At 58.3% G+C, this 23830-nt stretch carries 26 protein-coding genes; 7 read left to right on the top strand and 19 right to left on the bottom strand.

Translation table 11 applies throughout. The annotated features are described in order from the left end of the window. Positions 1-29 precede the first annotated feature (29 nt). Positions 30-1496 (bottom strand): cytochrome c oxidase subunit II, encoded by a 1467-nt coding sequence (locus tag AC3WP4_RS17375; protein WP_102615515.1) that lies wholly within the window; start codon positions 1494-1496, stop codon positions 30-32. Between the two features lie 440 nt (positions 1497-1936). Here AC3WP4_RS17375 and AC3WP4_RS17370 point away from each other — a divergent pair, with 440 nt between their 5' ends. Then, positions 1937-2275 carry a hypothetical protein gene (locus AC3WP4_RS17370; protein ID WP_074874247.1) on the top strand — a complete coding sequence of 113 codons (339 nt, stop codon included), beginning with the start codon at positions 1937-1939 and terminating at the stop codon, positions 2273-2275. Positions 2276-2346: 71 nt separating this feature from the next. On the opposite strand, the gene tam is transcribed toward AC3WP4_RS17370, so the two are convergent. Continuing rightward, a complete protein-coding gene (tam, locus tag AC3WP4_RS17365) occupies positions 2347-3117 on the bottom strand; it encodes a trans-aconitate 2-methyltransferase (RefSeq protein WP_102615514.1) in 771 nt (256 codons plus the stop codon). Positions 3118-3498: 381 nt separating this feature from the next. On the opposite strand from tam, the gene AC3WP4_RS17360 reads away from it, so the two are divergent. Then, positions 3499-4002 (top strand): inclusion body family protein, encoded by a 504-nt coding sequence (locus tag AC3WP4_RS17360; protein WP_046046162.1) that lies wholly within the window; start codon positions 3499-3501, stop codon positions 4000-4002. Positions 4003-4125: 123 nt separating this feature from the next. Continuing rightward, a complete protein-coding gene (locus AC3WP4_RS17355) occupies positions 4126-4665 on the top strand; it encodes an AidA/PixA family protein (protein ID WP_102615513.1) in 540 nt (179 codons plus the stop codon). A gap of 59 nt (positions 4666-4724) precedes the next feature. On the opposite strand, the gene AC3WP4_RS17350 is transcribed toward AC3WP4_RS17355, so the two are convergent. Then, positions 4725-5810: a type I restriction endonuclease gene (locus AC3WP4_RS17350; RefSeq protein ID WP_074874244.1), complete on the bottom strand. Its 1086-nt coding sequence runs from the start codon at positions 5808-5810 to the stop codon at positions 4725-4727. A gap of 300 nt (positions 5811-6110) precedes the next feature. Here AC3WP4_RS17350 and AC3WP4_RS17345 point away from each other — a divergent pair, with 300 nt between their 5' ends. After that, positions 6111-6521 (top strand): low affinity iron permease family protein, encoded by a 411-nt coding sequence (locus AC3WP4_RS17345; protein ID WP_074874243.1) that lies wholly within the window; start codon positions 6111-6113, stop codon positions 6519-6521. A gap of 45 nt (positions 6522-6566) precedes the next feature. On the opposite strand, the gene AC3WP4_RS17340 is transcribed toward AC3WP4_RS17345, so the two are convergent. The 6 genes from AC3WP4_RS17340 to AC3WP4_RS17315 all read right to left on the bottom strand — a co-directional run bounded on the left by AC3WP4_RS17340 (position 6567) and on the right by AC3WP4_RS17315 (position 10920). Beyond that, positions 6567-7070, bottom strand: coding sequence for a DUF4142 domain-containing protein (locus AC3WP4_RS17340; protein WP_074874242.1), 504 nt, complete (start codon positions 7068-7070; stop codon positions 6567-6569). A 73-nt stretch (positions 7071-7143) separates the two neighbouring features. Further along, positions 7144-7302: a KGG domain-containing protein gene (locus tag AC3WP4_RS17335; RefSeq protein ID WP_074874241.1), complete on the bottom strand. Its 159-nt coding sequence runs from the start codon at positions 7300-7302 to the stop codon at positions 7144-7146. 117 nt (positions 7303-7419) lie between these two features. Next, positions 7420-8769 (bottom strand): sensor domain-containing protein, encoded by a 1350-nt coding sequence (locus tag AC3WP4_RS17330; RefSeq protein WP_102615512.1) that lies wholly within the window; start codon positions 8767-8769, stop codon positions 7420-7422. Between the two features lie 85 nt (positions 8770-8854). Beyond that, the gene (locus AC3WP4_RS17325; protein ID WP_074874239.1) at positions 8855-9493 is read right to left on the bottom strand and encodes a LysE family translocator; all 639 of its coding nucleotides are present in this window, start codon (positions 9491-9493) and stop codon (positions 8855-8857) included. 62 nt (positions 9494-9555) lie between these two features. Next, positions 9556-9972: a fosfomycin resistance glutathione transferase gene (gene fos, locus AC3WP4_RS17320; RefSeq protein ID WP_102615511.1), complete on the bottom strand. Its 417-nt coding sequence runs from the start codon at positions 9970-9972 to the stop codon at positions 9556-9558. 9 nt (positions 9973-9981) lie between these two features. Continuing rightward, positions 9982-10920 carry a LysR substrate-binding domain-containing protein gene (locus tag AC3WP4_RS17315; protein WP_173860467.1) on the bottom strand — a complete coding sequence of 313 codons (939 nt, stop codon included), beginning with the start codon at positions 10918-10920 and terminating at the stop codon, positions 9982-9984. A gap of 77 nt (positions 10921-10997) precedes the next feature. Here AC3WP4_RS17315 and AC3WP4_RS17310 point away from each other — a divergent pair, with 77 nt between their 5' ends. After that, a complete protein-coding gene (locus AC3WP4_RS17310) occupies positions 10998-11486 on the top strand; it encodes a DMT family transporter (protein WP_074874236.1) in 489 nt (162 codons plus the stop codon). A gap of 180 nt (positions 11487-11666) precedes the next feature. On the opposite strand, the gene AC3WP4_RS17305 is transcribed toward AC3WP4_RS17310, so the two are convergent. From AC3WP4_RS17305 to yiaY, 5 genes are all read right to left on the bottom strand, one after another. After that, positions 11667-12998 (bottom strand): MFS transporter, encoded by a 1332-nt coding sequence (locus AC3WP4_RS17305; protein WP_102615509.1) that lies wholly within the window; start codon positions 12996-12998, stop codon positions 11667-11669. A gap of 186 nt (positions 12999-13184) precedes the next feature. Next, positions 13185-14111 carry a hydroxymethylglutaryl-CoA lyase gene (locus AC3WP4_RS17300; protein WP_102615508.1) on the bottom strand — a complete coding sequence of 309 codons (927 nt, stop codon included), beginning with the start codon at positions 14109-14111 and terminating at the stop codon, positions 13185-13187. Beyond that, positions 14108-15301 (bottom strand): CaiB/BaiF CoA transferase family protein, encoded by a 1194-nt coding sequence (locus AC3WP4_RS17295; RefSeq protein WP_102615507.1) that lies wholly within the window; start codon positions 15299-15301, stop codon positions 14108-14110. Before AC3WP4_RS17295 ends, AC3WP4_RS17300 begins: the two co-directional genes overlap by 4 nt. 238 nt (positions 15302-15539) lie before the next feature. Then, positions 15540-16448 (bottom strand): LysR family transcriptional regulator, encoded by a 909-nt coding sequence (locus AC3WP4_RS17290; protein ID WP_074874232.1) that lies wholly within the window; start codon positions 16446-16448, stop codon positions 15540-15542. A gap of 195 nt (positions 16449-16643) precedes the next feature. Continuing rightward, on the bottom strand, positions 16644-17792 hold the full coding sequence (gene yiaY, locus AC3WP4_RS17285; protein ID WP_102615506.1) for an L-threonine dehydrogenase: 1149 nt from the start codon (positions 17790-17792) through the stop codon (positions 16644-16646). Positions 17793-17948: 156 nt separating this feature from the next. On the opposite strand from yiaY, the gene AC3WP4_RS17280 reads away from it, so the two are divergent. Continuing rightward, positions 17949-18968, top strand: a complete 1020-nt coding sequence (locus AC3WP4_RS17280) for a DUF4917 family protein (protein WP_102615505.1) — start codon at positions 17949-17951, stop codon at positions 18966-18968. Positions 18969-19090: 122 nt separating this feature from the next. On the opposite strand, the gene AC3WP4_RS17275 is transcribed toward AC3WP4_RS17280, so the two are convergent. The 3 genes from AC3WP4_RS17275 to AC3WP4_RS17265 form a co-directional block, all read right to left on the bottom strand. After that, positions 19091-19435, bottom strand: a complete 345-nt coding sequence (locus AC3WP4_RS17275) for a YegP family protein (protein ID WP_074874228.1) — start codon at positions 19433-19435, stop codon at positions 19091-19093. A gap of 182 nt (positions 19436-19617) precedes the next feature. Continuing rightward, positions 19618-19923, bottom strand: coding sequence for a ribbon-helix-helix domain-containing protein (locus AC3WP4_RS17270; protein WP_008025707.1), 306 nt, complete (start codon positions 19921-19923; stop codon positions 19618-19620). A gap of 14 nt (positions 19924-19937) precedes the next feature. Beyond that, on the bottom strand, positions 19938-20519 hold the full coding sequence (locus AC3WP4_RS17265) for a DJ-1/PfpI family protein (RefSeq protein ID WP_074874226.1): 582 nt from the start codon (positions 20517-20519) through the stop codon (positions 19938-19940). A gap of 219 nt (positions 20520-20738) precedes the next feature. On the opposite strand from AC3WP4_RS17265, the gene AC3WP4_RS17260 reads away from it, so the two are divergent. Beyond that, positions 20739-21629, top strand: a complete 891-nt coding sequence (locus AC3WP4_RS17260) for a DMT family transporter (protein WP_102615545.1) — start codon at positions 20739-20741, stop codon at positions 21627-21629. A 44-nt stretch (positions 21630-21673) separates the two neighbouring features. On the opposite strand, the gene AC3WP4_RS17255 is transcribed toward AC3WP4_RS17260, so the two are convergent. Then, positions 21674-22888, bottom strand: coding sequence for a class I SAM-dependent methyltransferase (locus AC3WP4_RS17255; RefSeq protein ID WP_102615504.1), 1215 nt, complete (start codon positions 22886-22888; stop codon positions 21674-21676). A gap of 251 nt (positions 22889-23139) precedes the next feature. Next, a complete protein-coding gene (locus AC3WP4_RS17250) occupies positions 23140-23757 on the bottom strand; it encodes a TPM domain-containing protein (protein ID WP_074874224.1) in 618 nt (205 codons plus the stop codon). Between the last annotated feature and the right edge of the window lie 73 nt (positions 23758-23830).

The following is a 23830-nucleotide window of genomic DNA, read 5'->3' as shown; positions in this document are numbered from 1 at the left end:
GTTTCGGTGCATTCCTGGCTGCTTTACGGCTACTTCCCTGGCTCCGCCTTGCTCGCATCAGCGTCGGCTTTCGCTTTGGATTTGATAAAAGCGATCAGTGCGTTCAACTCCTGATCACTCGGGGTAAAGGCCGGCATGACGGCTGCGTAGCCCTTGACGATTTTGGCACCGGGATTAACAACCGAATCTTCTATGTAGCCCTCATCGGCCTTTACCGTCGAACCGTCGGCAAGGGTTACGGTCTCGCCATACAGGCCTTGCCAACTGGGGCCGACGCCCTTGCTGCCATCAATACTGTGACAGGCCAGACAGCCGAGCGACTCGGCCAGCCGCTGCCCCTGCGTCGCCAGGTCGTCACCTCTGTCGAGTTTTTCGCTGGCAGAAGGCTCTTGCTGCGCGACACCCAGTGATTTGATCAGGGCGACGACAGCACCCAGTTCATCTTCAGTGAGAGTATAGGCCACCATGACTGGCGGGTAGCCCTGCACCAGTCGGGCCTTCGGATCGAGGATCGACTCTTTCAGGTAGGCCTCATCGACCAGCGCACTGGAGCCATCGACAAACTGTTCAGTGCGGCCGTACAACCCCTTCCATCCCGGGCCGAGACTGGTACTGCCATCCTGGCTATGGCAGGCACCGCAGCCGTATCTTTCGACCAACTGGCGACCTTTTTCCAGCACGCTGTCCTGACTGGGTTTGGCAGCTGCCGTCAATGTCTGCGCAAAAGTCGGTTGGCTGTTCAGCCATTGATCGAAGGTGGCCTGGTCTTCCACGATCATATGGCCACGCATGTTGTAATGACCGACGCCACAATACTCGGCACACAGGACTTCATACTTCCCGATTACAGTTGGCGTAAACCAAAAGTACGACACCATCCCCGGCACCATGTCCATCTTGCTGCGAATCTGCGGTATATAAAAATTGTGCAGTACATCCTTGGAACGCAATAAGACCTTCACCGGCTGATCGAGCGGAAGGTGAACTACATTACTTCTGACAAGTACATCATCCTGTCCGACAGGATCCTTGGGATCAAGACCTAGAGGATTGACCGAATCAACAAACTTTATATCCGACTTACCCAGTTTCCCGTCCAGGCCCGGAAAACGATAAGCCCATTGCCACTGCTGGGAGACCACTTCAAGTTCTAAAGCATTTTTCGGCACCCGAATGAAATCGTCATAAACAACCAGCCCTGGCGCCAACATCGCGGCAATACCGATTGAGGTCACGATAATTAACCATGTCTCCAACTTTTTGTTTTCTGGCTGGTAGGCCGCCCTGGCACCTTCCTTGTGACGGAAACGTATCACCGCCAATGCCATGAACAGGGTAACGGCGATGAAAAATATTCCGCTGATGACCAGGGTGATGAACAGTGTGGTGTCGATCGATCCCCAGTTGGACGCTGGAGGAGCAGCATGCCAAGGCGCTAATAGATGGAACAGCACGGACGCAATAACGATTAGTACAAGAATAATTGCCATTGCCATTTTGACTTCATCCTATTCCTGTTACTCATCGGTATGCCTAAGCATCACCACAGAACAACACCGTCAAATCGATACTAATCTGACGCCAAAACAGGCTAGACAAAGACCACCTGTCTTTGTGGCAAAGTCCGCAGGAAGTATAGTTCATGGTCGAAACAGGCGCTTTTCGTTAAAAGCCTTGAGGGCTTGGATATTCCAACTTCAGCGCCAACTTGATCACTTAAAATCGATTCGCTATATAACTGTAACTATTAAGTAACACATCTTGCCTGGGCGCCACGTCGAGTAAGCGAAACGCGGTCGCCAGCTATAATTAGCTTTGATTACGCAAGGCAAAGACCGGGGAAAAGCGCCCACCAAGTCCTTGCCTATGCATAGCGGTCAGACAAGTGACGGCCCGGAGCGATAGAGTCCGGCCCGTCCATAACGGAGGTTTCGTCATGAGTGCCTTGACGATCGAAGGCTGGTGCAAAGTCAACGGAGCACAAAAGTCGACCCCTATGGGTGAAATCCATTTTTACGTCGACGGCCCCCTCCATCGAGGTCTGGAGGAAGCTGAAGAACGCCTGCAACAGACCCATGAGCGTGAAGCCATGGTCGATGTCGACATGAGCTCACTGGAGTTGAAATTGCCAGAGGGATATGGCCCTTTGTCCGACTGCCAAATGCGCGTTTATATCCATAACGAGCGCGGTCAGTTCCATTTGGTCGGACATCGAGCGAGTGATGGAAGCTTGATCTATAGCAACGCGGTTTTGATTGATCAGTTGCTTGACTAGCTACAGCGAGAGGCTCGGCCATGAGTACGAGAAAGGGACAGAGCGGGACCTGTCCCTTTTTCATCAACGCATCAGCGCGTCGCAACAATAAACAACCGCGGGAACGGCAGCAGCACTGAACCATCGGCCAATGGGGGATAGGCCCGCTCGATTGCTGCTAGATACTGCTTGAGATACTGCGCCCGCTCCGCCTCATCCAACGGATCAAGAAACGGCCGTAATCCGCTGCCCTTGAACCACTCGACCACACCCGGCGCACCGCCAGCCAGTGGATGATAGTAAGTCGTGCGCCACACATCGACACGGGAACAGTGGGCTCGCAGCATCGAGTAATAACCACTGGCATCTGCCATCTCCGCCCGCTGCCCGGCGGCGCCCGCCAACTTGCCCACCCATGGTCCATCGGCTGCAACATCGCGCATCAAGCGATGCGAAGGTTCGTTGAGATTGTCCGGCATCTGGATCGCCAGGCTGCCACCAGGCGCCAGCTTGCTCACCAGTGCAGGCAGCAACTTCGCGTGATCAGGTAGCCACTGCAACACCGCGTTGGCGAAAATCACATCGAACGGGCCGTTTTCGTTCCAGGTATCAATATCAGCCGTATCGAACTGCACCTGCGGCAAGCGCTGGCGGGCGGCGTCGATCATATCGGTCGAACTGTCCAGGCCACGCACCGTGGCATTGGCGAAGCGCTCAATCAGCAACTCGGTCGAGTTGCCGGGGCCGCAGCCGATGTCGATTGCCAAGCGCACGTCCATAGCAGGGATCGCGGCCAGCAAGTCACGCGCGGGGCGTGTGCGTTCATCTTCAAAAGCGACGTATTGTTTGGCGGACCAACTCATTGCGTTCTCCTGTCGGTGCGTTGTTGTAGCAAGAGGCGGAAAACCGGTTCGCTACGATACCTCCACCGGTGCGGGATGGAACGTACGAAGAGAACTTGAATGAACATTTTTTATCGCTAAATCTTTTGAAGTGATAATCAAATCAACCGTTCGTCGAACTAGAAGCGAAGCAATTTTGACAGCCTAAAATTCACATCTATAGTCCAATCGCGGCCCGTCGGAAGGAACCCGAACCCGTTAGTTTGCACGCAAGGAGCAAGGCCAGCTCATGCCCGTGACAGGTGGGTTCCGCCCGTAGTGTGTTTGCAACGGCCGTAAGGCAAGCAAGCGTTGTTGTGCCTGGAAGATGCCAGGCATTCACTATGAACAAGGAGCTTTACCATGTCTCGAGTCACGGATGTACTTGTTTCAATCGACACTGAAACCATTCTGAAAAACTACCCGAACATCAGCAAAAACCCTGCCTCGCCGACGTTGATCGACGTCAATCATGTGTACATGGTGACCAATCAGAACAACGTCGTCAGCGGCCAGGCCGGTGGCGAACTCAACTTGAAAGCCCAGGTAGGCGACTTGATTCGCTGGCGTGAAACCAGCCTGTCGCAGAGCTTCGAGACGGCAGTGATTTTCTACAAGTTCATTGGCAACGTCGGCAACGAGTTGATCTCAACACCCACGCCCCGCAAGGCTACAGCGTGCGTTGCCGTCCCCAACACCAGCAACCCGTCGGTGCCTAGCTGCCAGAAAGTCGACAACCATTACTGGTCTTCGGAAACACTTTCATGCGGTAGCGTGACCTACCACTTCCATTTCCTGATCGTTGATCGCGACTGCAAGATTGTCGGCTGCTGCTCGTGGGACCCGTTCATTACCATCCGAAACTGACGATGACCAGGCCCCTTGGCGACGAGGGGCCTACCGAGTTCGTTGCCGCCTGGGCCGGGACGGGATGTCCTGCTGAGCCGACGCGGCTGTCGTTATGCAGCAACATCATGAAAGGAATCCATGATGACCTCTGAACCGATTACCTCACCCTCGACGAATATTGCGCCAGCCAATAATGTGCTGCTGATCGTCGATGCCGAATCACTGCTTTCACACTATCCGCAACCTAGTCCTGATCCGCAAAACCCGACCAGGATCGAGGAAGGTTTCATCTTTCCCATCAGCGGCACAAAACCCACACAAAGTACAACTAATGACAGCTTAATGACGCTTACCGCCAATAACGGAAAGAACTTCCAGATCCGTGGCAGGACCGTCAGCTTGCTCGCCGAACACAGTGTGGTGTTCTACGGAATGTCTGTCGGTGATGCCGGGGTACTTTCACCGCCCGAACTGGTCGTCCACGCCAACCTGACAGTCCCTGCACCCGATCCCGAAAACCCGACCCAACCGGGCAGCCACACGGCCGATGATCATTATTGGCACTGCACACAATTGGCGGCTGGGGTGGCGGCGTGCGAACTGCAATTCATGCTGATCGATAAAAGCTGCGAGGCATTGGGGTACTTCAGTTGGTCGGTGGACGTGAAGTTGGTGGAGTGAACAGAAATCCAAAAAAAACCGGCTTCATGGGCCGGTTTTTCACCTGTCAGTTGGCGTGGCTAGTCGTAATATCCAACGGTCTTCTTCAAGTGATCCGAGTATTCGTAGATATCGTCTATCGAGTTAATTGCGTGCCGGGTTTCATTTTTCTCTTCGTCAAAAATCCCGATGTACTTCTGTGAACGATTGAAGTGCAGGCGACAGATAGGTTTGCGGTTGTTGTCGTCAAGCAGGATGCCGAAGTAACTCTGGGTATCGCGCTGAACAATCCGCTTGGCATCGACAACAGACCGAACAACGGCACGGACGATGTGATACCCCTCCAGCTCTTCCAGCGTAGTCAGAACCTTGTCCTCTGACTCGTCCCGCAAATCAGACGGCTCGGCACCACTGGATGAAACCGGCAAAGAGGCTAACGCGGGTTGGATGGCGCCGCTCATGGCCGACTTGAGCCTGTCGTTGATTTGGTCGTTGAGAAACTGCACCACGGCTTTTCTTGTTAGCTCATGGAACTGCTCACGGACCTTCTGAGTGATCACCCCGTCATACACGCGCGACGCGAACACCTTCACAAAGTCGTCATCAGGCTTGCTGACCTGCGAAGCAATGACCTTTTTGATTTGGCTGACGTACTTCAACTCACCTGCGGCGCTAATGATGGAATCCACATCGAAGGCCGACTTGGTGAGCTTGACCAACTCGGGGACGGAATACTCGTCGATATCCAGAAGGTCGAGTTCAAGAAATGGCTTCTCATCCATCTTGTTAGGCGCATCGAGGTCGGTGAAAAATTTGTAGACCTGACCGTTGGTAAGGATAGAGATTCGAGCGCTGGTGACGTGGAAGTAGCGAAACAACTGGGAGGCGTGATTGATGTGCAACGGCTCGCCTATTTTTTTGCACTCGATAAGGATTTGAACCTCTCCCCCCTTCATGATTGCGTAATCAATCTTCTCTCCCTTTTTCGTTCCAATGTCGCAAACGAATTCAGGAGTGACCTCCGTCGGGTCGAAGACATCGTAGCCCAGCACTGTGCTGATAAATGGCATGACAAAAGCGTTCTTGGTCGCTTCTTCCGTCTTAATGGCAACGCCTTGCAAACGAACTTTGGCGGCTAAGCTAGCTAACTTTTCGAAGAATTCCATGAGTGGCCTCTTATCTGGTTCGATCCGTGTGTTTGCATGCTGGCAAATTGACTGCCTTTGATACTAGACACAAACCGGCACAAAGAAAGAATCCAGCCAGGAATTGGGAACAACAGAGATTTCTTCCATCCCTATCTTGCTCAATTCGTCCTACAAGATCGCCAGATCGCAGTCTCGGCCGCTCCTCCGACCTACCGAGATACGAGCCACCGGCTTTTCATTGAACCCGGAATTTAATCAGAATTTTCAACATGCCAGTGCTGTCTGAAAATCAGGCGCATCCCTATAAGGAGCACGGCTATGAAATTCGCAAACGTCGCTCAGAAACTTTCCCTGTGGGCCGGCAGCCCCAAGACGTTCATGGGGGCGATCATTCTGATTTTTCTGTGGGGTTTGAGTGGGCCGATTTTTCACTTTAACGACACCTGGCAACTGATCATCAATACGTCGACCACCATCATCACCTTCCTGATGGTGTTCCTGATCCAGAACACCCAGAACCGCGATACGGACATTTTGCACTTGAAGGTCGATGAGTTGCTGCGGGTGACGAAGGAGGCGCAGAACGCAATGCTCGGGCTTGAGGCGCTGGACCTCAAACAGTTGGAAGCGCTGCGAAAGAAGTATCGGCAACTTGGCGAGGGCGAAACGATTTCCCTGGACGGCACTGTCGTCCAGGAAAAAGGCAAGCAGGATCTGGATGAAGGCTGATCGGGCTCATCGCGGGTGACTCGAGGTCACCCGCATTTTTGTGGGTTAGCGACTGGCTTGCAGCGCCTTGGCCATTTCCAGGTGGTTCTGCAGCTTGGGCAACGTTTCTTCGGCGAAGGCTTTGATTTCAGGCACATCGATGGTCTGCGCTGCCTGTTGAAGCTGTTCGATGGCTTCCTGGGTGGTTTTCACCTGACTGGCCGCGTAGGCCTGGTCGAAGCTCGCGCCGTCCTGCACTTGCGGCATCAAGGCTTTGGCTTTATCGACGACTTCGTCGCGCGGAGCTACCGGCAAATCCAGTTGCTTGGCAATTTTCGCCAAGTGCTGGTTGGCGGTGGTGCGGTCATTGATGACGACGATGGTGTAGTCCTTGACCACTTGGGATTCGGTTTTCTGATGCGCCAGGCGGCTGGCTTCGATATCGGCCATGCCTTTGGCCGACGCATCGTTAATGAATTCGGCGGGGGACTGGGCAAAAGCACTGCTCGCGCACAGGCCCAGCAATGTGGCAAAACTGGCATTGCGTAATCGGGTGGCCATCCGGCTCATGGTCGCGCCCTCCTCGTAAAAAATTCAAACGGGAGCTTACGCTCCCGCCTCTCAATCAAAACTACCTTCACCGCTACTTCGATTTCTGACCACCTTTGCGGCCCATATCGGGTTTCGAAGAGTCTTTATCGACGGTCGTGGTGGTAGTTTTCCCACCTTTGCGACCGGCTTCAGACGCCTTCGTTCGATCGTTGCCGAAGTTTCCCGAGTTCGAGTTTCTTGAGTTAGGCATGATTCTCTACCTCTTGGTAATGATCGCGGCGAGCAGAAGCCCGCATAGAATCAGAATTTCGATCACCACAAAGGTTTAGAAAAATTGAAATCGCCGCGACGAACGGTGGCAGATTTTTCAGACGCCGAGGCGCTGTTGATGTTGGCGCTTGGCGACGTACATGGCCTCATCGGCATGTCGGAACAACTGCTTTTCTTCAGTGCCGTCGTCGGGGTATCGCGCAACGCCGATGCTCGTCTGGATGATCAGGCTGTGGCCGTCCAGACGCAGGGGTTGAGCCAAAACCTGTCGGATTTTTCCCGCCACGCTGTGGGCATCTTCGGAGGCGTGGATGCTGTGCAACAACACCACAAACTCATCACCGCCGATGCGTGCCACCGTGTCGGTTTCTCGAACGCAGCCTTTGAGCCGGTTGGCGACCGCTTGCAGCAGCATGTCGCCGACCGCATGGCCGTAGGTGTCGTTGACTTGCTTGAAGCGGTCGAGGTCGACGTATAGCAGTGCCATTCGGCCAGAGTCCGCCCGCGCCAGCGCCAGTGAATCTTTAAGCCGGTCCCGGAGTAACTCTCGGTTGGGCAACTGAGTCAGTTGGTCGTACTGGGCCATGTGCTGCAGTCTGGCATGCAATTGCTTGCGCTCAATCGCAGTGGCGACCTGAGCGCAAACGTATTGCAGCAGCTCCTTGTCCTGTTCGGTGTAGCGCTCACCACCGGGCACGCTTTTAACGATCAGCGCACCAATGGTGCCGTTTTGTGAACTCAACGGCACACCCAGCCAGCAAGGTGAATGCGGACCCGCGACCAGCGCCTCGAACCCTTGCGGCAAATGGTCCTGATCCGGGGTCAGCAGAATCGGCTGGCCGCTGCGAATCACCTCCGCACAGAGACGTCCGGTGATCGTTCCGGGCTGCTCGGGTTGCCGCTCCAGGTCGTCGACGTGATAAGGGAAATTCAGCTGGGCGCAGTGTTCGTCATACAGCGCCACGGAGAAGTTCAGCGCCGGCAGCCATTCACCGATGATCGAATGGATGCGTTTGAACAACGCCAGTAAGTCTTCCGCCGCGTGGGCCGCTTCGGAGATCGCATACAACGCCGCTTGCCGGGATTCGGCCTGTTTGCGCTCTGTGATGTCTCGCGCCACGGCGATGCGCAGTTGGTCGACTTCCGACCAGCGCGCCGACCAGAGGATGTGCGCCACTTGGCCATCTTTGCGCAGGTAGCGGTTTTCGAAATTGAGCTTGGGCTCGCCGCCCATGATCTCCCGCGCGGCATCGAGGGTGCGCTGACGATCGGCGGGATGCACCAGATCAATCATCGGCTGGCCGATCAGCTCTTCGGGGGTATAGCCGAAAATGCGCTCGCAGGCCGCGCTGACAAATACGAAGCGACCTTGTTTGTCGACCGCACAGACGGCGTCCAGCAAGAGATCGATGTAACTCGCCAACGGCGCGGAATTTCTGGTTGCCATAGTGCGGTGAGCGTGTCCGGCCAATGCAGCAATAAATAACCTTCCCTGCCCCATCAGTACAACTGACGCTTCCTTGCAATCAGCCTCACGCCTTGTTCGTCACCAGCCCCGGCAATGCATGCGCCAGGGCATTGATGGCGAATCCGATAAACATCACCCCACACAACCGGGTGATCAGCAGCTCATGGCGCTGGTACAACATGCGTACCTGCCGCGCACCGACAATGCCAATGAGGATAGCGTAGGCCATGAGACCACCAACGAAGCTCAGGACAATCAGCCACGGCAGCATCGACCAGTGCAGCAGTTCGGCACGGCTGGACAGCAGCGCGGTAAAAGTCGCTACCGCCACCGGGTAAGCCTTCGGATTGGTCAGGCCAAACAGAATGCCGTGCCAGAATGGCTGCCGCGCGGGGCCTTGAGGTGCTTCGTCACTGCTGCGACGAGCGCGAACCGCACGCAGACCAAGCCAAAACAGGTACAGCCCGCTGAGTACGCCCAGCACATCGAATGCGCTACTGCCGATTTCCCGCGCACCGACAATCGCGATCAGCGCAGTGCTGCACCAGACCACATCCCCCAGCAAATGCCCGCAGAGAAACCCCGCCCCGGCCCTTCGACCGCGCGCCGCACCAATGCCAAACACTGCCAATACACCCGGCCCCGGCGTGATGCCGTAGATAAAGCCTGAGGCGAGAACAGCCATTAGCAGCGATGGGGTCATTGGAAGTCCTGTTGAGCCGGGGTGAATGCACGCAAGTCTATCTCAGGTTCCCGGGATCCGACTTACAGATCGTCGAAGAACTTCATTCCCGCATAGGGACGTTGCCGACAGGCTGCCAGCCGTGACGCCAGATCGCCAACATGGGCTTCGAGCTTGTGCCCGTCAGGGTCGAGGAAGTAGAAGGATGCGCCTTCGCTCCGGTTATCACGCCATTCCCGGACGTCGGCGGATCGCAGGCGTTCGACGAAGAGCGGGAAGTCTGTTGCGTTAATGCCGAAGGCGAAATGGGTGTAATCGGCGGCGGGTTCAGAGTTGCGCAGTGGATCGAGGGAAAGACACAACCAAAGACCCGGCAGCGAGAGATAGGCGCCAGTGTCCCAGGTGGCTTCAAGCTGAAATTGCAGCAGATCGTGATAGAACGCCACGCTGCGGTTCAAATCGGTGACGGCGAGGGTCAGGTGGTTGAGGCCGCTGAGCAATTTTTCACCTCAATCGTTAATTGATGAGCCGGTTTGATCGCCACGTACTATCCCTTTCCCAATCTGCCCATTCAACCAGTTCAACGCCTGATCCCCGCCCCGCCGCTTGTGCCAAACCAACACAAACGTAAACGGCGGAATATGAAACGGTGGCGGAACGACGATCAACGACTGCTCATCGATATTGAGCAACCCTCGGGAAGCGACGGTGAGGATCAGGTCGGTGCCGCTGATGAATTCCGGGGCGACGCTCCAGTGCGGCAGGCTGATCGCCACGCGACGGCGTTCACGCAGGGCTGTCAGGGCTCGTTCGATTTCCGGGGTGCCACTGCCGCGCATTTCCAGCAGGACGTGGGGGCGGGCGAGGTAGGTTGGCAGGTCGAGCACGCCATTGGCGGGCAGGCTGTTGCGGTCGACCAGACAGGCATAGTGCTCTTCGAACAGCGGGGTGCTGCGCAACTCGTTCGGCAACTCTGGAAACACGCCTGCAGCTACGTCGATGTCGCCGTTGAGCACACCCTCGAGCATGCCTTCGCGGCTGGCATGGCTGATTTGCAGGTCGATGCCCGGCGCTTCCCTGCGCAAGGTCCGTATCAACCCCGGCAGGACGATTGCAGCACCGTAGTCGGACATAGCCAGTCGAAACGTGCGCTTGGCGGTGGCCGGATCGAAGGTATTCGGTGCCAGCAGCGATTGCACTTGAGCCAGGGCTTCTGCCAACGGTGCCATCAACTCCAGGGCTCGCGGGGTTGGCACGAGGCTGGCGCCCGCCCGCACCAGCAAAGGATCGCCGAGCAGGTCACGCAATCGCGCCAAGGCATGGCTGACGGCCGGCTGACTCAAGTGCAGGCGCTCGGCGGCACGGGTCACGTGTTGCTCGCTGAGCAAGGCGTCGAGGATCACCAGCAAATTGAGGTCGACGCGGCGAAGATCATTCATCTGATGCATGTTCTGGATAGCTATTTGGAATTTAAATCTGCGCGACGAATACTCTAGAGTCCAGCAAAACCTGTTGGAGATTCATCATGAGTACGTTGCATTGGGCCGGGCTGTTGCTGCTGGCCGTGATAGCCGGGGCGGTGGTGCCTTTTCAAAGCGCAATCAACGCCAACCTCGGGCGTGGCTTGGGCCATCCGTTGTGGGCGACCCTCGCGTCGTTGTTGATCAGCATTGTGGTGGTGTTGCCGGTTATGTTGGCGCTGCGTTTGCCGTTGCCGTCACTGGCGTTCATCAGCAAGGCGCCGCTGTGGATGTGGACCGGCGGTGCGTTTGGGGTGTGCTTTATTTCGTTGGCGCTGGTGCTGCTGCCCAAGCTCGGGGCGTCGGGGTTTATGGCGTTGGCGCTGGCGGGACAGGTGGTTGCGTCGCTGGTGCTGGATCACTTCGGGTGGTTTGGGTTGGTGGAGCGGGAGATGACGTTGCCGCGGGTGTTTGGGGCGGTGTTGTTAATGGCTGGAGTGGTGTTGATTCAGTTCGGTGGCACATTGGAAAAAGCGATAACAGCAACGTCTTGATCGTTCCCGCGCTCTGCGTGGGAATGTAGCCCGTGACGCTCCGCGTCGCTGGACACGGAGCGTCCCTTGAAGCATTCCCACGCAGAGCGTGGGAACGATCATCTTCTTGCGATCGCAGCCTTCGCCAGCTCCAGCAGTGATGCGTGGTCGGAGCAGGAACCGGCGTAGCCTGCGAAACTTTTAAAACTTGTCGAGCGTGCGCAGCTTTTGCGGCAACCCCCACAGCAGTAGCGCGACGGCGATCAGCGCACAGACGCCGATGACATACAGCGCCGGCGTGGTGCTGCCGGTCAGGTCTTTGATCCGCCCCACCATCACCGGGCTGACGATGCCGCCGAACTGGCCGAGGGTGTTGATCACTGCGATCCCGCCAGCAGCCCCTGCCCCCGCACCGGCCAGCAGCTTGGGCGGCAGGGTCCAGAAGCTTGGGATGGACGCGATGATCCCGGCACCGAGCAAGCCTAGCGCGACAATCAGGAAGGTCGTGTGATTAGCGAAGATCCCCGCACAGAAGAACCCCACCGCGCCCACCGCCACCAGACCTGCGACAAATTTGCGTCGCTCGCCAGTCGAGTCGGACAACCGCCCGATCACCACCATGGTGATCGCGCCGCAGATGTAAGGGATGGCAGTCAGCAAACCGATCATCACCGGGCTTTCGGTGCCAGCGCTGCGTATCAGTTGCGGGGCCCAGAAGTTCAAGCCGTAGGACGCCACCTGAATCAGGAAGTAGATCAGCCCGAGGGTCAGGAAACCCGGAATCCGCAGTGCGGCGAGCAACGAGCCGCCACTCCTGTGCGGTTCATGGTGCGCAATGCGGCTGGCCAGCAGCGTTTTCTCTGACGGCGTCAGCCAATGGGCGTCTTCGATGCGGTCCTTGAGCAACGTCAGCACCAGCAAACCGAGGCCGATGCAAGGCACGCCGCCCAGCAGAAACAGCCAGTGCCAGCCGCGCATATCGAGGACCCCGTCGAGGTGTTGAAGCACCAGCCCGGAGAACGGAGCCCCGACCAGACCGGCAAACGCCGACGCCAGAAACAACATCGAGGTGATGCGCCCGCGATAGTGCTGCGGGAACCACAGCGTCAGGTAATACAGGACTCCCGGCGCAAAACCGGCCTCCATCGCACCAATCAAAAAGCGCAGCACGTAGAACTGCCATTCGCTGTTGACGAAGACCATGGCCGCAGTGGCGAGCCCCCAGGACATCATGATCCGGGCGATCCAGCGTCGGGCGCCGACCTTGTACAGCATCATGTTGCTCGGCACTTCGAAGATCACGTAACCGACCACGAACAACCCGGCGCCGAGGCCGTAAGCGGTGTCGCTCAGGCTCAGATCGGCCTGCAATTGGAACTTGGCGAAGCTGATGTTGATGCGGTCGAAAAACGCGAACAGGTAGCAGACCATGATCAACGGCATCAGGCGCCAGGCGACTTTGCTGACCAGGGCTTTTTCTTCGTCGTGGTTAACGGACGGGCTCGCGCCCGCCTCCAGTACATTAAGGCTCATGAGATTCTCCAGGTGGACTGCCCGTGGGTGTCCGATTGTTTTTGTTGTCTGGTTGAGAGGCTGTATGTGAGTGTTTTTACTGTGGGAACGAGCCTGCTCGCGATAGCGGTGGTTCAGTTGACATCTATGTTTGATGTGAATCAGTCATCGCGAGCAGGCTCACTCCTACAGGGGGATTCGGTGTGGTCAGGACGGGCTTGGATGCAGATCGCAATTGCGTCCGGCCTTGGCCAGTTGACCGGGGACTTCGTGGCCCAGCAGCGCGGGCAGTCCTCGCGACAATTGCAGCAGCAGCGGCAGATCGATGCCGGTGTGAATGCCGATTTCATCGCACAGGTTGACCAAATCCTCGGTGCAAATATTGCCCGAGGCACCCGGCGCGAACGGGCAACCGCCGAGGCCGCCCAGCGCCGCGTCAAAGCGTCGGGCACCGGCCTCATAAGCGGCCAGTACGTTGCACAAACCGAGGCCGCGGGTGTTGTGGAAATGCAGGGTCAGATCAGCGGGCGAAACTCGTTGCAAGACCCGCCGCACCAGCCGATCGACCTGCCGCGGATTGGCCATGCCAGTGGTGTCGGCCAGGGTAATGCCCTGGATCCCGAGTTCCTGATACGCCTCGACGATTTGCAGCACGCGATCTTCATCGATCTTGCCTTCAAACGGACAGCCGAAGGTGGTGGCGATGCTGGCGTTGAGTCGCACCGTCGTTCCGCGAACGTATTGCACAACCTCGCCGAACGCGGCCAATGAGGTTTCGCAACGCATGCGCATGTTGGCCAGATTGTGGGTCTGGCTGGCGGACATCACCAGGTTCAACTCGTCAGCCCCAGTCGCCAGTGCTCGTTGTGCGCCTTTCAGGTTGGGGATCAACGCGACGTAAATCACCCCGGGTTGCCGGGCGATGCCCTTGAATACCAGCTCACCATCGCGCAGCGCCGGAATCGCCTTGGGCGAAACGAACGAGCCTGCTTCGATGCGGCTGAAACCGGCCTGCGACAGCTGATCGATCAAGGCAATCTTGTCGACGGTTTCGACCCAGGTCGGCTCGATCTGCAAGCCGTCGCGGGGGGAGACTTCCTGAACAATCAGGGTCTCGGAAAAATCAGTGATCATTGCACCACCCCTTGAGCCTTCAGCCGCTCGATGTCCGAATTCGCAAGGCCCAGCCCCGAGAGGATGGCATCGGTATGCTGGCCCAACGCAGGCCCGGACCAGTTCACGCCACCGGGCGTCTCGGACATTTTCGGCACAATGCCGGGCATCTTCACCGTGGCACCGCCGGGCAGGTCGGCGTTGAGCAGCATGTCCCGCGCCTGATAGTGCGGATCGGCGACGATATCGGCGACTGAATAGATGCGCCCGGCCGGGACTTCGGCGGCTTCCAGTGCCGACAACACATCGTCGATCGGCAGGCTGCTGGTCCAGTGGGTGATCGCCGCGTCGAGCACGTTGCTCTTGGCGGCACGCCCGTCGTTATGGGCGAATTCCGGCGCATCGGCCAGGTCACGGCGACCGATGACGTCCATCAAGCGCTTGTAGATCGGGTCGCTGTTGCCGGCGATCACCACGTAGGCGCCATCGGCGGTCAGGTAAGTGTTGGAGGGCGCGATGCCCGGCAAGGCCCCGCCGCTGCGCTCCCGAACATGGCCGAGCATGTCGTATTCCGGCACCAGGCTTTCCATGACGTTGAACACACTTTCAGCCAGCGACACATCGACGACTTGCCCACCGCCCTGCCCGGTCTTGACCCGCAGCAGCGACATCAGGGCGCCGATCACCGCATGCAGTGAAGCCAGGGAATCGCCGAGGCTGACACCGACCCGGGCCGGCGGTGAACCGGGGGTGCCGGTGGTGTAGCGAATTCCGCCCATGGCCTCGCCGATTGCACCGAACCCTGGGCGATCGCGGTAAGGGCCGGTCTGGCCATAACCGGATATGCGCACCAGCGTCAGGTTGGGATTGAGGGCATGCAACACGTCCCAGCCCAGACCGAGTTTCTCCAGGGCGCCGGGGCGCAGGTTTTCGATCAGCACGTCGGCGCTGGTCGCCAGTTGCTTGACCAGTTCGATGCCTTCGGGGGATTTCAGATTCAACGCCAGGGACTTCTTGTTGCGCGATTGCAGGTACCACCACAGCGACGTGCCTTCGTGCAGCTTGCGCCATTTGCGCAGCGGGTCGCCCTGACCCATGGCTTCGATCTTGATCACGTCGGCGCCGAACTCGGCGAGCATGCGCGCGGCGAACGGCGCGGCGATCAGCGTGCCGATCTCGATCACTTTGATTGCACTCAAGGGGGCAGTCATCGCGGGGTACCTCATGTTGTTCTTGGAATTGAGCCAAGGCTAGAGGACCACGGGCGAAGGAATCCAACCTTCAGTTGGCAACGAGCGTTCGCGAAACGCGAACGGTCTGAAAGACTACTGCGACCTCAAGTCAGCCATCGCGAGCAGGCTCGCTCCCACAGTTGATCTGCGGCGCACATAAATCCCCTGTGGGAGCGAGCCTGCTCGCGATAGGGCCAGTCCATCCAATCAAGAATAATCAGACCTCGCCGCGCAAATGCTCGAACAACATCCGGCTCACCGGCGACAGCGCCGCTTCATCGCGTACCACCAGAACCAACGCGCGATCCGACCAGTCATCCGTCAACGGCACCGCGTGCAAGCCCAACGCCCGACCAAACAGCTCATAGGCTTTTTGCGGCAGGATGCCGATGCCCATGTTGGCCTGGACCATCCGGCACATGGCGTCGAAACCCGGTACATGAATCCGTAACCGCAGCACTTTGCCCGCCTCGCGCGCGGCTGCGTGGGTACGCATATTGATTGAACTGGCGGAATGCAGACCGACGTAATCGCTGCCCAGCGTATCGACGAAGGCCAGGCTGGAACGACTCGCTAACGGATGATCGGGCAGCATCAACACCATCAATTTGTCCTGTCGATAAAGCACGCTGTGCAGACCTTTGACGTCGCTGTCACTGGAGCAGATCCCAAGGTCCGCCACGCCATCCAGCACCCCCTGAATCACCCCGCTGCTGGGGCGTTCTTCGAGGTCGGTCTTGACCTGAGGATGACGCTCGGAAAAGTCCCGCAGGTCTTCGGGCAGGAATTGAATGATCGCCGACAGGTTGGCGAGCATCCGCACATAGCCGCGAATACCGTGGCTGTGTTCGCCCAGTTCGAGCCCCATTTTCTCGACGTTGAACAGCATCTGCCGAGCATGGTGCAACAAGGTTTCACCGGCCGGCGTCAGGGTCATGCCCTTGGCCTGGCGCACGAACAGGCTGATGCCCAGCGCTTCTTCCAACTCCATCAGCCGCTTGCTGGCCGCCGACACGGCGATGGCTTCACGCGCGGCGGCGCGGGTCAGCGTGCCCTCCTCGTGAACGGCGACAAACAGCTGGAGAGTGATCAGGTCGAGGCGGCGGATCAGGCTTTTTTGCAGCATGGAGGGCTCGATGACTTCTGTTCGACAGAGTCGGCAGGATAGCCCGGTTTTTACGCGATTCGGCAAAGCAATCAGCCCACAGGCGGTTCTGGCCGCCCTATTGCGTCGCGGTGTTTGGCCAGTCTTTGAGTTATTGGATCAGCCTGTTTCTGGCCTGGCGTTGGGCGCGATGCTCGCGCCCGGCCGCAAGACTTCCTAAAACGCGCTGCGGAAAATCTCCTCGATCTGGCGCTGATCCGCCACGCGTGGATTGGTCAGCCCACACGCATCTTTCAAGGCATTGCTGGCGAGCATCGGGATGTCGTTGAGCTTGGCGCCGAGCTCACGCAAGCCGGCAGGGATTTCCACGTCTTTGGACAGACTGCGAATCGCCGCGATGGCCGCCTGGGCGCCCGCTTCCGGGGTGAGGCCGTGAACATCGGCACCCATCGCAAGGGCGACATCGGTGAGGCGATCGGCGCAAACCAGCGCGTTAAAGCTTTGTACGTGAGGCAGCAGGACCGCGTTACACACCCCATGCGGCAAGTCGTAGAACCCGCCCAATTGGTGGGCCATGGCGTGGACAAAACCCAGGGATGCGTTATTGAACGCCATGCCGGCAAGGAACTGCGCGTAAGCCATGTTTTCCCGCGCGGCCATGTCGCTGCCGTCGCGGACGGCCAGGCGCAGGTTGTTGCTGATCAAGGTGATCGCCTTCAGCGCGCAGGCATCGGTGATCGGATTGGCCGCCGTGGAAACGTAGGCTTCGATGGCGTGGGTCAGTGCGTCCATGCCAGTGGCGGCCGTCAGGCCCTTGGGCATGGCGACCATCAGCGCCGGGTCGTTGACCGACAGCAGCGGCGTGACGTTGCGATCGACAATGGCCATTTTCACGTGACGGGATTCGTCGGTGATGATGCAGAAACGGGTCATCTCGCTGGCGGTGCCGGCGGTGGTGTTGATGGCGATCAGCGGCAGTTGCGGCTGGGTGGATTGATCGACGCCTTCGTAATCGCCAATCTGCCCGCCGTTGGTCGCGCACAACGCGATGCCTTTGGCGCAGTCATGGGGTGAACCGCCGCCCAAGGACACCACGAAATCACAGCGGGTTTCCTTCAGCAGACCCAGGCCGATCTCGACGTTGGCGGTGCTCGGGTTAGGCTTGGCGCCGTCGAAAATCACCGAATCGATGTCCTGCTTCGCCAGCTTCTCGGCAATCATTTTCGCTACGCCCGCCTTGGCCAGTCCGACGTCGGTGACGATCAGCGCCTTGCGAAAACCGTACTTGCGAATGGCGTCCATGGCTTCGTCGAGGCAACCAATGCCCATGATGTTCACGGCGGGGATGAAAAACGTGCTGCTCATGAGCGAGTCTCCTGGCTGAGGCCGAATCGTTAGCGCCGATCCAGCGGGGACCCACAGGATCGACCTATCGGTCACGCAGTAACTTGATCTGGCTCAAGTCTTGGTCGTGATAAAGTCGCCGCCCATCAGCCCCTTTGTTTTGAGACTTTGACCGCAATGACCGATTTCCAGGATGTTGATGCCCAACTTGAAGACTGGAACGCCTTGCGCGCCACCGCCTCGTTCAGCGGCCTGCTGGTGGGCAACGGCGCCAGTCGCGCCGTGTGGGACGATTTCGGCTACGACTCGCTGTTCGAAAACGCCCGTACCGTCGAAGAAAAACCCCTGAGCCAATCCGAGCTGAGTGTGTTCGACGCCATGCAGACGCGCAGCTTCGAGCAAGTGCTTAGCGCGTTGAAAACCACCAGCCGGGTCAACAAGGCCCTGGCCGTGAGTTCCGCCGCGCCGCGCAATCGTTACTACGCGATCAAGGAAGCGCTGATCAACACCGTGCACGCAGTGCACATCCCGTGGCGGCTGGTGGTGCCTTCGTCGCTGGCGACGATCAATCAGGAACTGGGCCGCTACCGGACCGTGTTCACCACCAATTACGATCTGCTCAATTACTGGGCGAGCCAGCACCAGCCTGATGCGATCAGCGACCTGTTTCAGGGGGCAGAATCAAGCTTTGACCTGAGCGCCACGGCGACCGATAAAACCCGCCTGCTTTACCTGCATGGCGGCTTGCATCTGGTGCGGAATCAGGACGGCACGGCGCGCAAACTGATGTCGACCGAGGGCACGTTGCTCGGAAGTTTCGCGATCAACAACACGATCAAGACCCTCGACGATGTGCCGCTGTTCGTCAATGAAGGGCCGGCGCAGGACAAGCTCAAAACCATTCGCAGCTCGGACTACCTGTCGTTCTGCTACGACCAGTTACTTGGCCATGGCGACGGGTTGTGCCTGTTTGGCCATGCCCTGGGTGAGCAGGACAGCCACATCATCCACGCCTTGCGCCAGGCGAAACCGCAACGGGTGGCGATCTCGATTTACCCGCGCAGCAAGGCCTTCATTCAGCACCAGAAGCGGCACTACGCGAAGGTGTTTGAAGGCACCGGGAGTGAGTTGCGGTTTTTTGATTCGAAGACCCATGCGTTGGGCAGCCCGAAGCTGACAGTTCCAGTCGAGGTCTGAAGACCATAAAGATCGTTCCCACGCTCTGCGTGGGAATGCAGCCCGTGACGCTCCGCGTCACTGGACGCGGAGCGTCCCCAGAGGCGTTCCCACGCGGAGCGTGGGAACGATCAGCGGTGTGTTTAGAGCACCGGCAGGGTCTTGTCCTTGATCACCGTGGTCGGCCCGTTGGCTTTGACGCTGGCGATGCCTTTCTCCAGCGCAGCAGCGGAGGTGTAAGCCTCGCTGCTACCGATGATCTCGTGGTTAGCAGCCTTGAGGTTGAAGTAAGGATGGCCATCCTTGGTGGTTTTCTTTTCGTAGCGTTCATCCTTCGGGCTGTTGCTTTGAACCGACACGATGCCTTTTTCAGCGGCAGCGCGGGTGGTGTACAGCTCGCTGGTGAGAATGGTTTCCGCGTTGGCGGCTTTCAGTACGAATTTGAACTGACCATTACTGCTTTTGCTCACTTCATACCATCCAGACATGCTCTTTCTCCTTGGCAATTGAGAGGTTTCGCGCTTCAGAGTAAAGACCAGGCGAGGATTTTTGTCGCCTGTACCGGCCTCATCGCGAGCAAGCCCGCTCCAACAGGGGAATTGTGTACATCGATCCATTGTGGGAGCGAGCCTGCTCGCGATGAGGCCGGTAAGGTCAGCACAAAAATCACCTACTTCACCACCGCACGCACCACTGATAACTCCGGCGCCTGCACCCGTCGCTGACTCAGATAACGGGTACAACTGACCCGCAAAAACGAGGCGAAATTCACCACCTCGCCGCGGTAGTCCATCACCTCTTCATACAGCTTGGCGATCAACTGGTTGGTGGTCATGCCGTCGACCTCGGCGATTTCGCTGAGGATGTCCCAGAACTGATTCTCCAGCCGCAGGGTGGTGACCACCCCGCAGATGCGCAGCGAGCGGGAGCGCGATTCGTAGAGAATCGGATCGGCTTTGACGTAGAGCTCGCACATGGAAAGGTCCCTCGTTACAGCGTGATTTTGGTGCCCAGCAACCCGAGGAAACCGGCGAGCCAGCTCGGGTGCGCCGGCCAGGCCGGGGCAGTGGCCAGATTGCCCTGAACGTGACCTTCCGTCACCGGGATATCGATGAACGTACCGCCGGCCAAGCGCACTTCCGGGGCACAGGCCGGGTAGGCGCTGCACTCGCGACCTTCAAGAATCCCTGCGGCCGCGAGCAATTGAGCACCGTGACACACGGCGGCGATCGGTTTGCCGGCCTTGTCGAATGCGCGCACCAGCTCCAGAACTTTTTCGTTCAGGCGCAGGTACTCCGGGGCACGACCACCCGGCACCAGCAGGGCGTCGTAGTCTTCGGACTTGACCTTGGCAAAGTCGAAGTTCAGGGCAAACAGGTGACCGGGTTTTTCGCTGTAGGTCTGGTCGCCTTCGAAGTCATGGATCGCTGTACGTACGGTCTGACCGGCTGCTTTGTCCGGGCAAACGGCATGCACCGTGTGGCCGACCATCAACAGCGCCTGAAACGGCACCATCACTTCGTAGTCTTCGACGTAATCGCCGACCAGCATCAGAATTTTTTTAGCGGCCATGGGGAGGACTCCTCTGGGAAATACGTAGGAGTATTCAAGGTAGTCCTTATCCGCGGGGTCGGGTAATAACCAGCTACTACCGCGTCATCGTTCTTCGACTTGCTCGCGAAGGGGCCCTCAAACTGTACGGATAACTCTGCGCCTAGCTGTAACAGCAGCAAACGCCGGGTTTATGGCTAGATGAAGGCCTTCCCGCCACCCTCGATTCTGGTTGCCATCATGTCCTCGCGCGAAAACACCGGCATGGCCCTCGGCCTGCTCGGCGTTGTGATCTTCAGCCTCACCCTGCCCTTCACACGGATCGTCGTGCAGGAACTCCATCCGCTGCTCAACGGCTTGGGCCGAGCACTGTTCGCGGCGGTTCCGGCGGCGATGTTGTTGCTGTGGCGTCGGGAAAAATGGCCGACCTGGAAACAGATCAAAGGCCTGACCCTGGTGATCGCCGGTGTGATTCTCGGCTTCCCGGTGTTGTCGGCCTGGGCCATGCAAACCTTGCCGGCGTCCCACGGTGCATTGGTTAACGGCTTACAGCCGTTGTGCGTGGCGCTGTACGCCGCGTGGTTGTCCCACGAACGCCCGTCGAAAGCCTTCTGGGCCTGCGCCGCACTGGGCAGTGCGCTGGTGCTGGGTTATGCGCTGATCAGCGGGGCCGGCAGTATTCAGGCCGGTGATTTGCTGATGCTTGGGGCGATTGCCGTGGGCGGTTTGGGGTACGCCGAGGGCGGCCGATTGGCCAAGGAGATGGGCGGTTGGCAGGTGATCTGTTGGGCGTTGGTGCTGTCGACGCCATTGCTGATCGGGCCGGTGCTGTACCTGACGCTGCAACATCAGGGCGAGATTTCGGCCAGGACATGGTGGGCCTTCGGTTACGTTTCGCTGTTCTCGCAGTTCATCGGTTTCTTCGCCTGGTACGCCGGGTTGGCGATGGGGGGGATTGCCCGGGTGAGTCAGATCCAGCTGTTGCAGATCTTCTTCACCATCGCTTTTTCGGCGTTGTTCTTCGGCGAACACGTCGAGCCGGTCACCTGGCTGTTTGCCGGCGGGGTGATCGTGACGGTGATGCTGGGACGCAAGACCACCGTCAAGCCAGCGCAGATTGCTACAGCCTGACCCCGGCCCGGCAGGAGCAAAGCTTGCTCCTACAGGGATTGTGATCAGAGGTAGCCGTCAGCCCGCAGCAGGGTTTCCAGGCAGTGTTCGCTGATGTGGTAGAAATCCTTCAGCTCCTGAATCTTCACCAACAGCTGGGCCGGATCAACCGGTTCGGCGCGTTTGACCGCCAGGATCATCTTGTTCTTGTTGGTGTGGTCCAGTGAGATGAACTCGAACACCTTGGTCTCGTAACCGCAGGCTTCGAGGAACAACGCGCGCAAACTGTCGGTGACCATTTCCGCTTGCTGGCCCAAATGCAGACCGTATTGCAGCATCGGCTTGAGCAGCGCCGGGCTCTGGATCTGCAGGCGGATCTGTTTGTGGCAGCACGGCGAGCACATGATGATCGAGGCGCCGGAACGGATGCCGGTGTGAATCGCATAGTCGGTGGCGATGTCGCAGGCATGCAGCGCGATCATCACGTCCAGCTCGCTCGGCGCCACGCTGCGTACGTCACCGCACTTGAACACCAGCCCTGGATGCTCGAGTTTTGCCGCCGCGGCATTGCACAAATCCACCATCTCTTGGCGCAACTCGACGCCGGTCACCATGCCTTCGGCCTTCAAGGTGTTGCGCAGGTAGTCATGGATCGCGAACGTCAGGTAACCCTTGCCCGAGCCGAAGTCCGCCACCTGAACCGGTTTGTCCAGCGCCAGCGGAGAAGTGGTCAGCGCATGGCTGAAGACTTCGATGAACTTGTTGATCTGCTTCCACTTGCGTGACATCGCCGGGATCAGCTCGTGCTTGCTGTTCGTCACACCAAGGTCGGCCAGGAACGGCCGGTTCAGGTCGAGAAAGCGGTTCTTCTCGCGGTTATGCTCAGCGGACGGCACTTCACGCAATTGCTGAGGTTTGCTCTTGAACAGCGAAGATTTGCCCTTTTTGCTGTATTCCAGCTGAACTTCATCCGTCAACGACAGCAAATGCGCATTTTTGAACGATGCCGGCAAGAGTGCGGCGATGGTCGCCACGCCTTCGACAATCGGCAAATTCTTGGTGATGTCGCGGGTCTTGTAGCGGTAGACGAAGGACAGGCAGGGCTGATCCTTGACTGTCAGCTGCTTGATGATCAGCCGCTGCAAGTCCACTTCAGTGCCGACGTACTTGGCCAGCACCAGTTTGATGAAGGCGTTCTGGTCAAGACTGGTTTGCAGCAGGTCGATGAACTGGGCGTGGTGATCCGGCGCGAGGCTGGCGGGAGTGGCGGTGACAGACATGGGAAAAACGGCCTCGGGCAGTGCGGATCGGGGAATGGCGGGTATTTTAGGGGGGATGGGGATTGAGGGCACGGGTAATTTCCCGAACGGTGCGACCTGTAGCAGCTGGCGAAGCCTGCGTTCGGCTGCGCAGCAGTCGTAAAATCAGCATACGCGGTGCATCAGGAAGACCGTGAATACCGAATTCACGACTGCTGCGCAGCCGAACGCAGGCTTCGCCAGCTGCTACAAGGGATGCGTCGCTGCTGAAATCAGCCTAAAACCACCAACCGATTCGGCAACTCATTCCGCACATGCGTCACCGGCACATGCACCTTGAGCAACTCGCCACACGCCTCCACACACGTCACAAACCCCTGCAACGTCTGCCCCTGTTTCACCTGCTGAGTGAACGCCGCCACAATTTCATCCCAGTTCTTGTTGTCCAGCCGTTTCGAAATCCCCTCATCCACCAGAATTTCCACATAACGCTCGGCTTCGCAGACAAATATCAGCATCCCGGTGCTGCCCACCGTGTGGTGCAGGTTTTGCTCCAGAAACTGCCGGCGCGCCAGGTTCGAGGCGCGCCAGTGACGGACCGAGCGCGGGACCAGGTGCGTGGTGATTTTTGGAATCCTGAACACCAGGCACAGCACGATGAAGGAGATCCATTGCACCAGCAGCAAGCTGTGCATGGTCAGCCAGCCGGTCAGGTAATGCACGATGCCCGGCACGACCAGCGCCAGCAGGCTGGCCCAGAGCAGCGGAATGTACGCGTAGTCGTCGGCGCGGGCCGCGAGCACGGTGACCAGTTCGGCGTCGGTGTCGCGCTCGACCCGGGCAATCGCCTCGGCAACCTTGCGTTGTTCGTGTTCAGTCAGTAATGCCATGTTTAAGAATGCCCACTCGCTATTGTTGTGTGATCACCAGCCGCCCGACGAACCGCCGCCCCCGAAACTGCCC

Source organism: Pseudomonas sp. FW305-20 (assembly GCF_058788075.1).
This window is presented reverse-complemented; position numbering and strand designations above follow the sequence as displayed.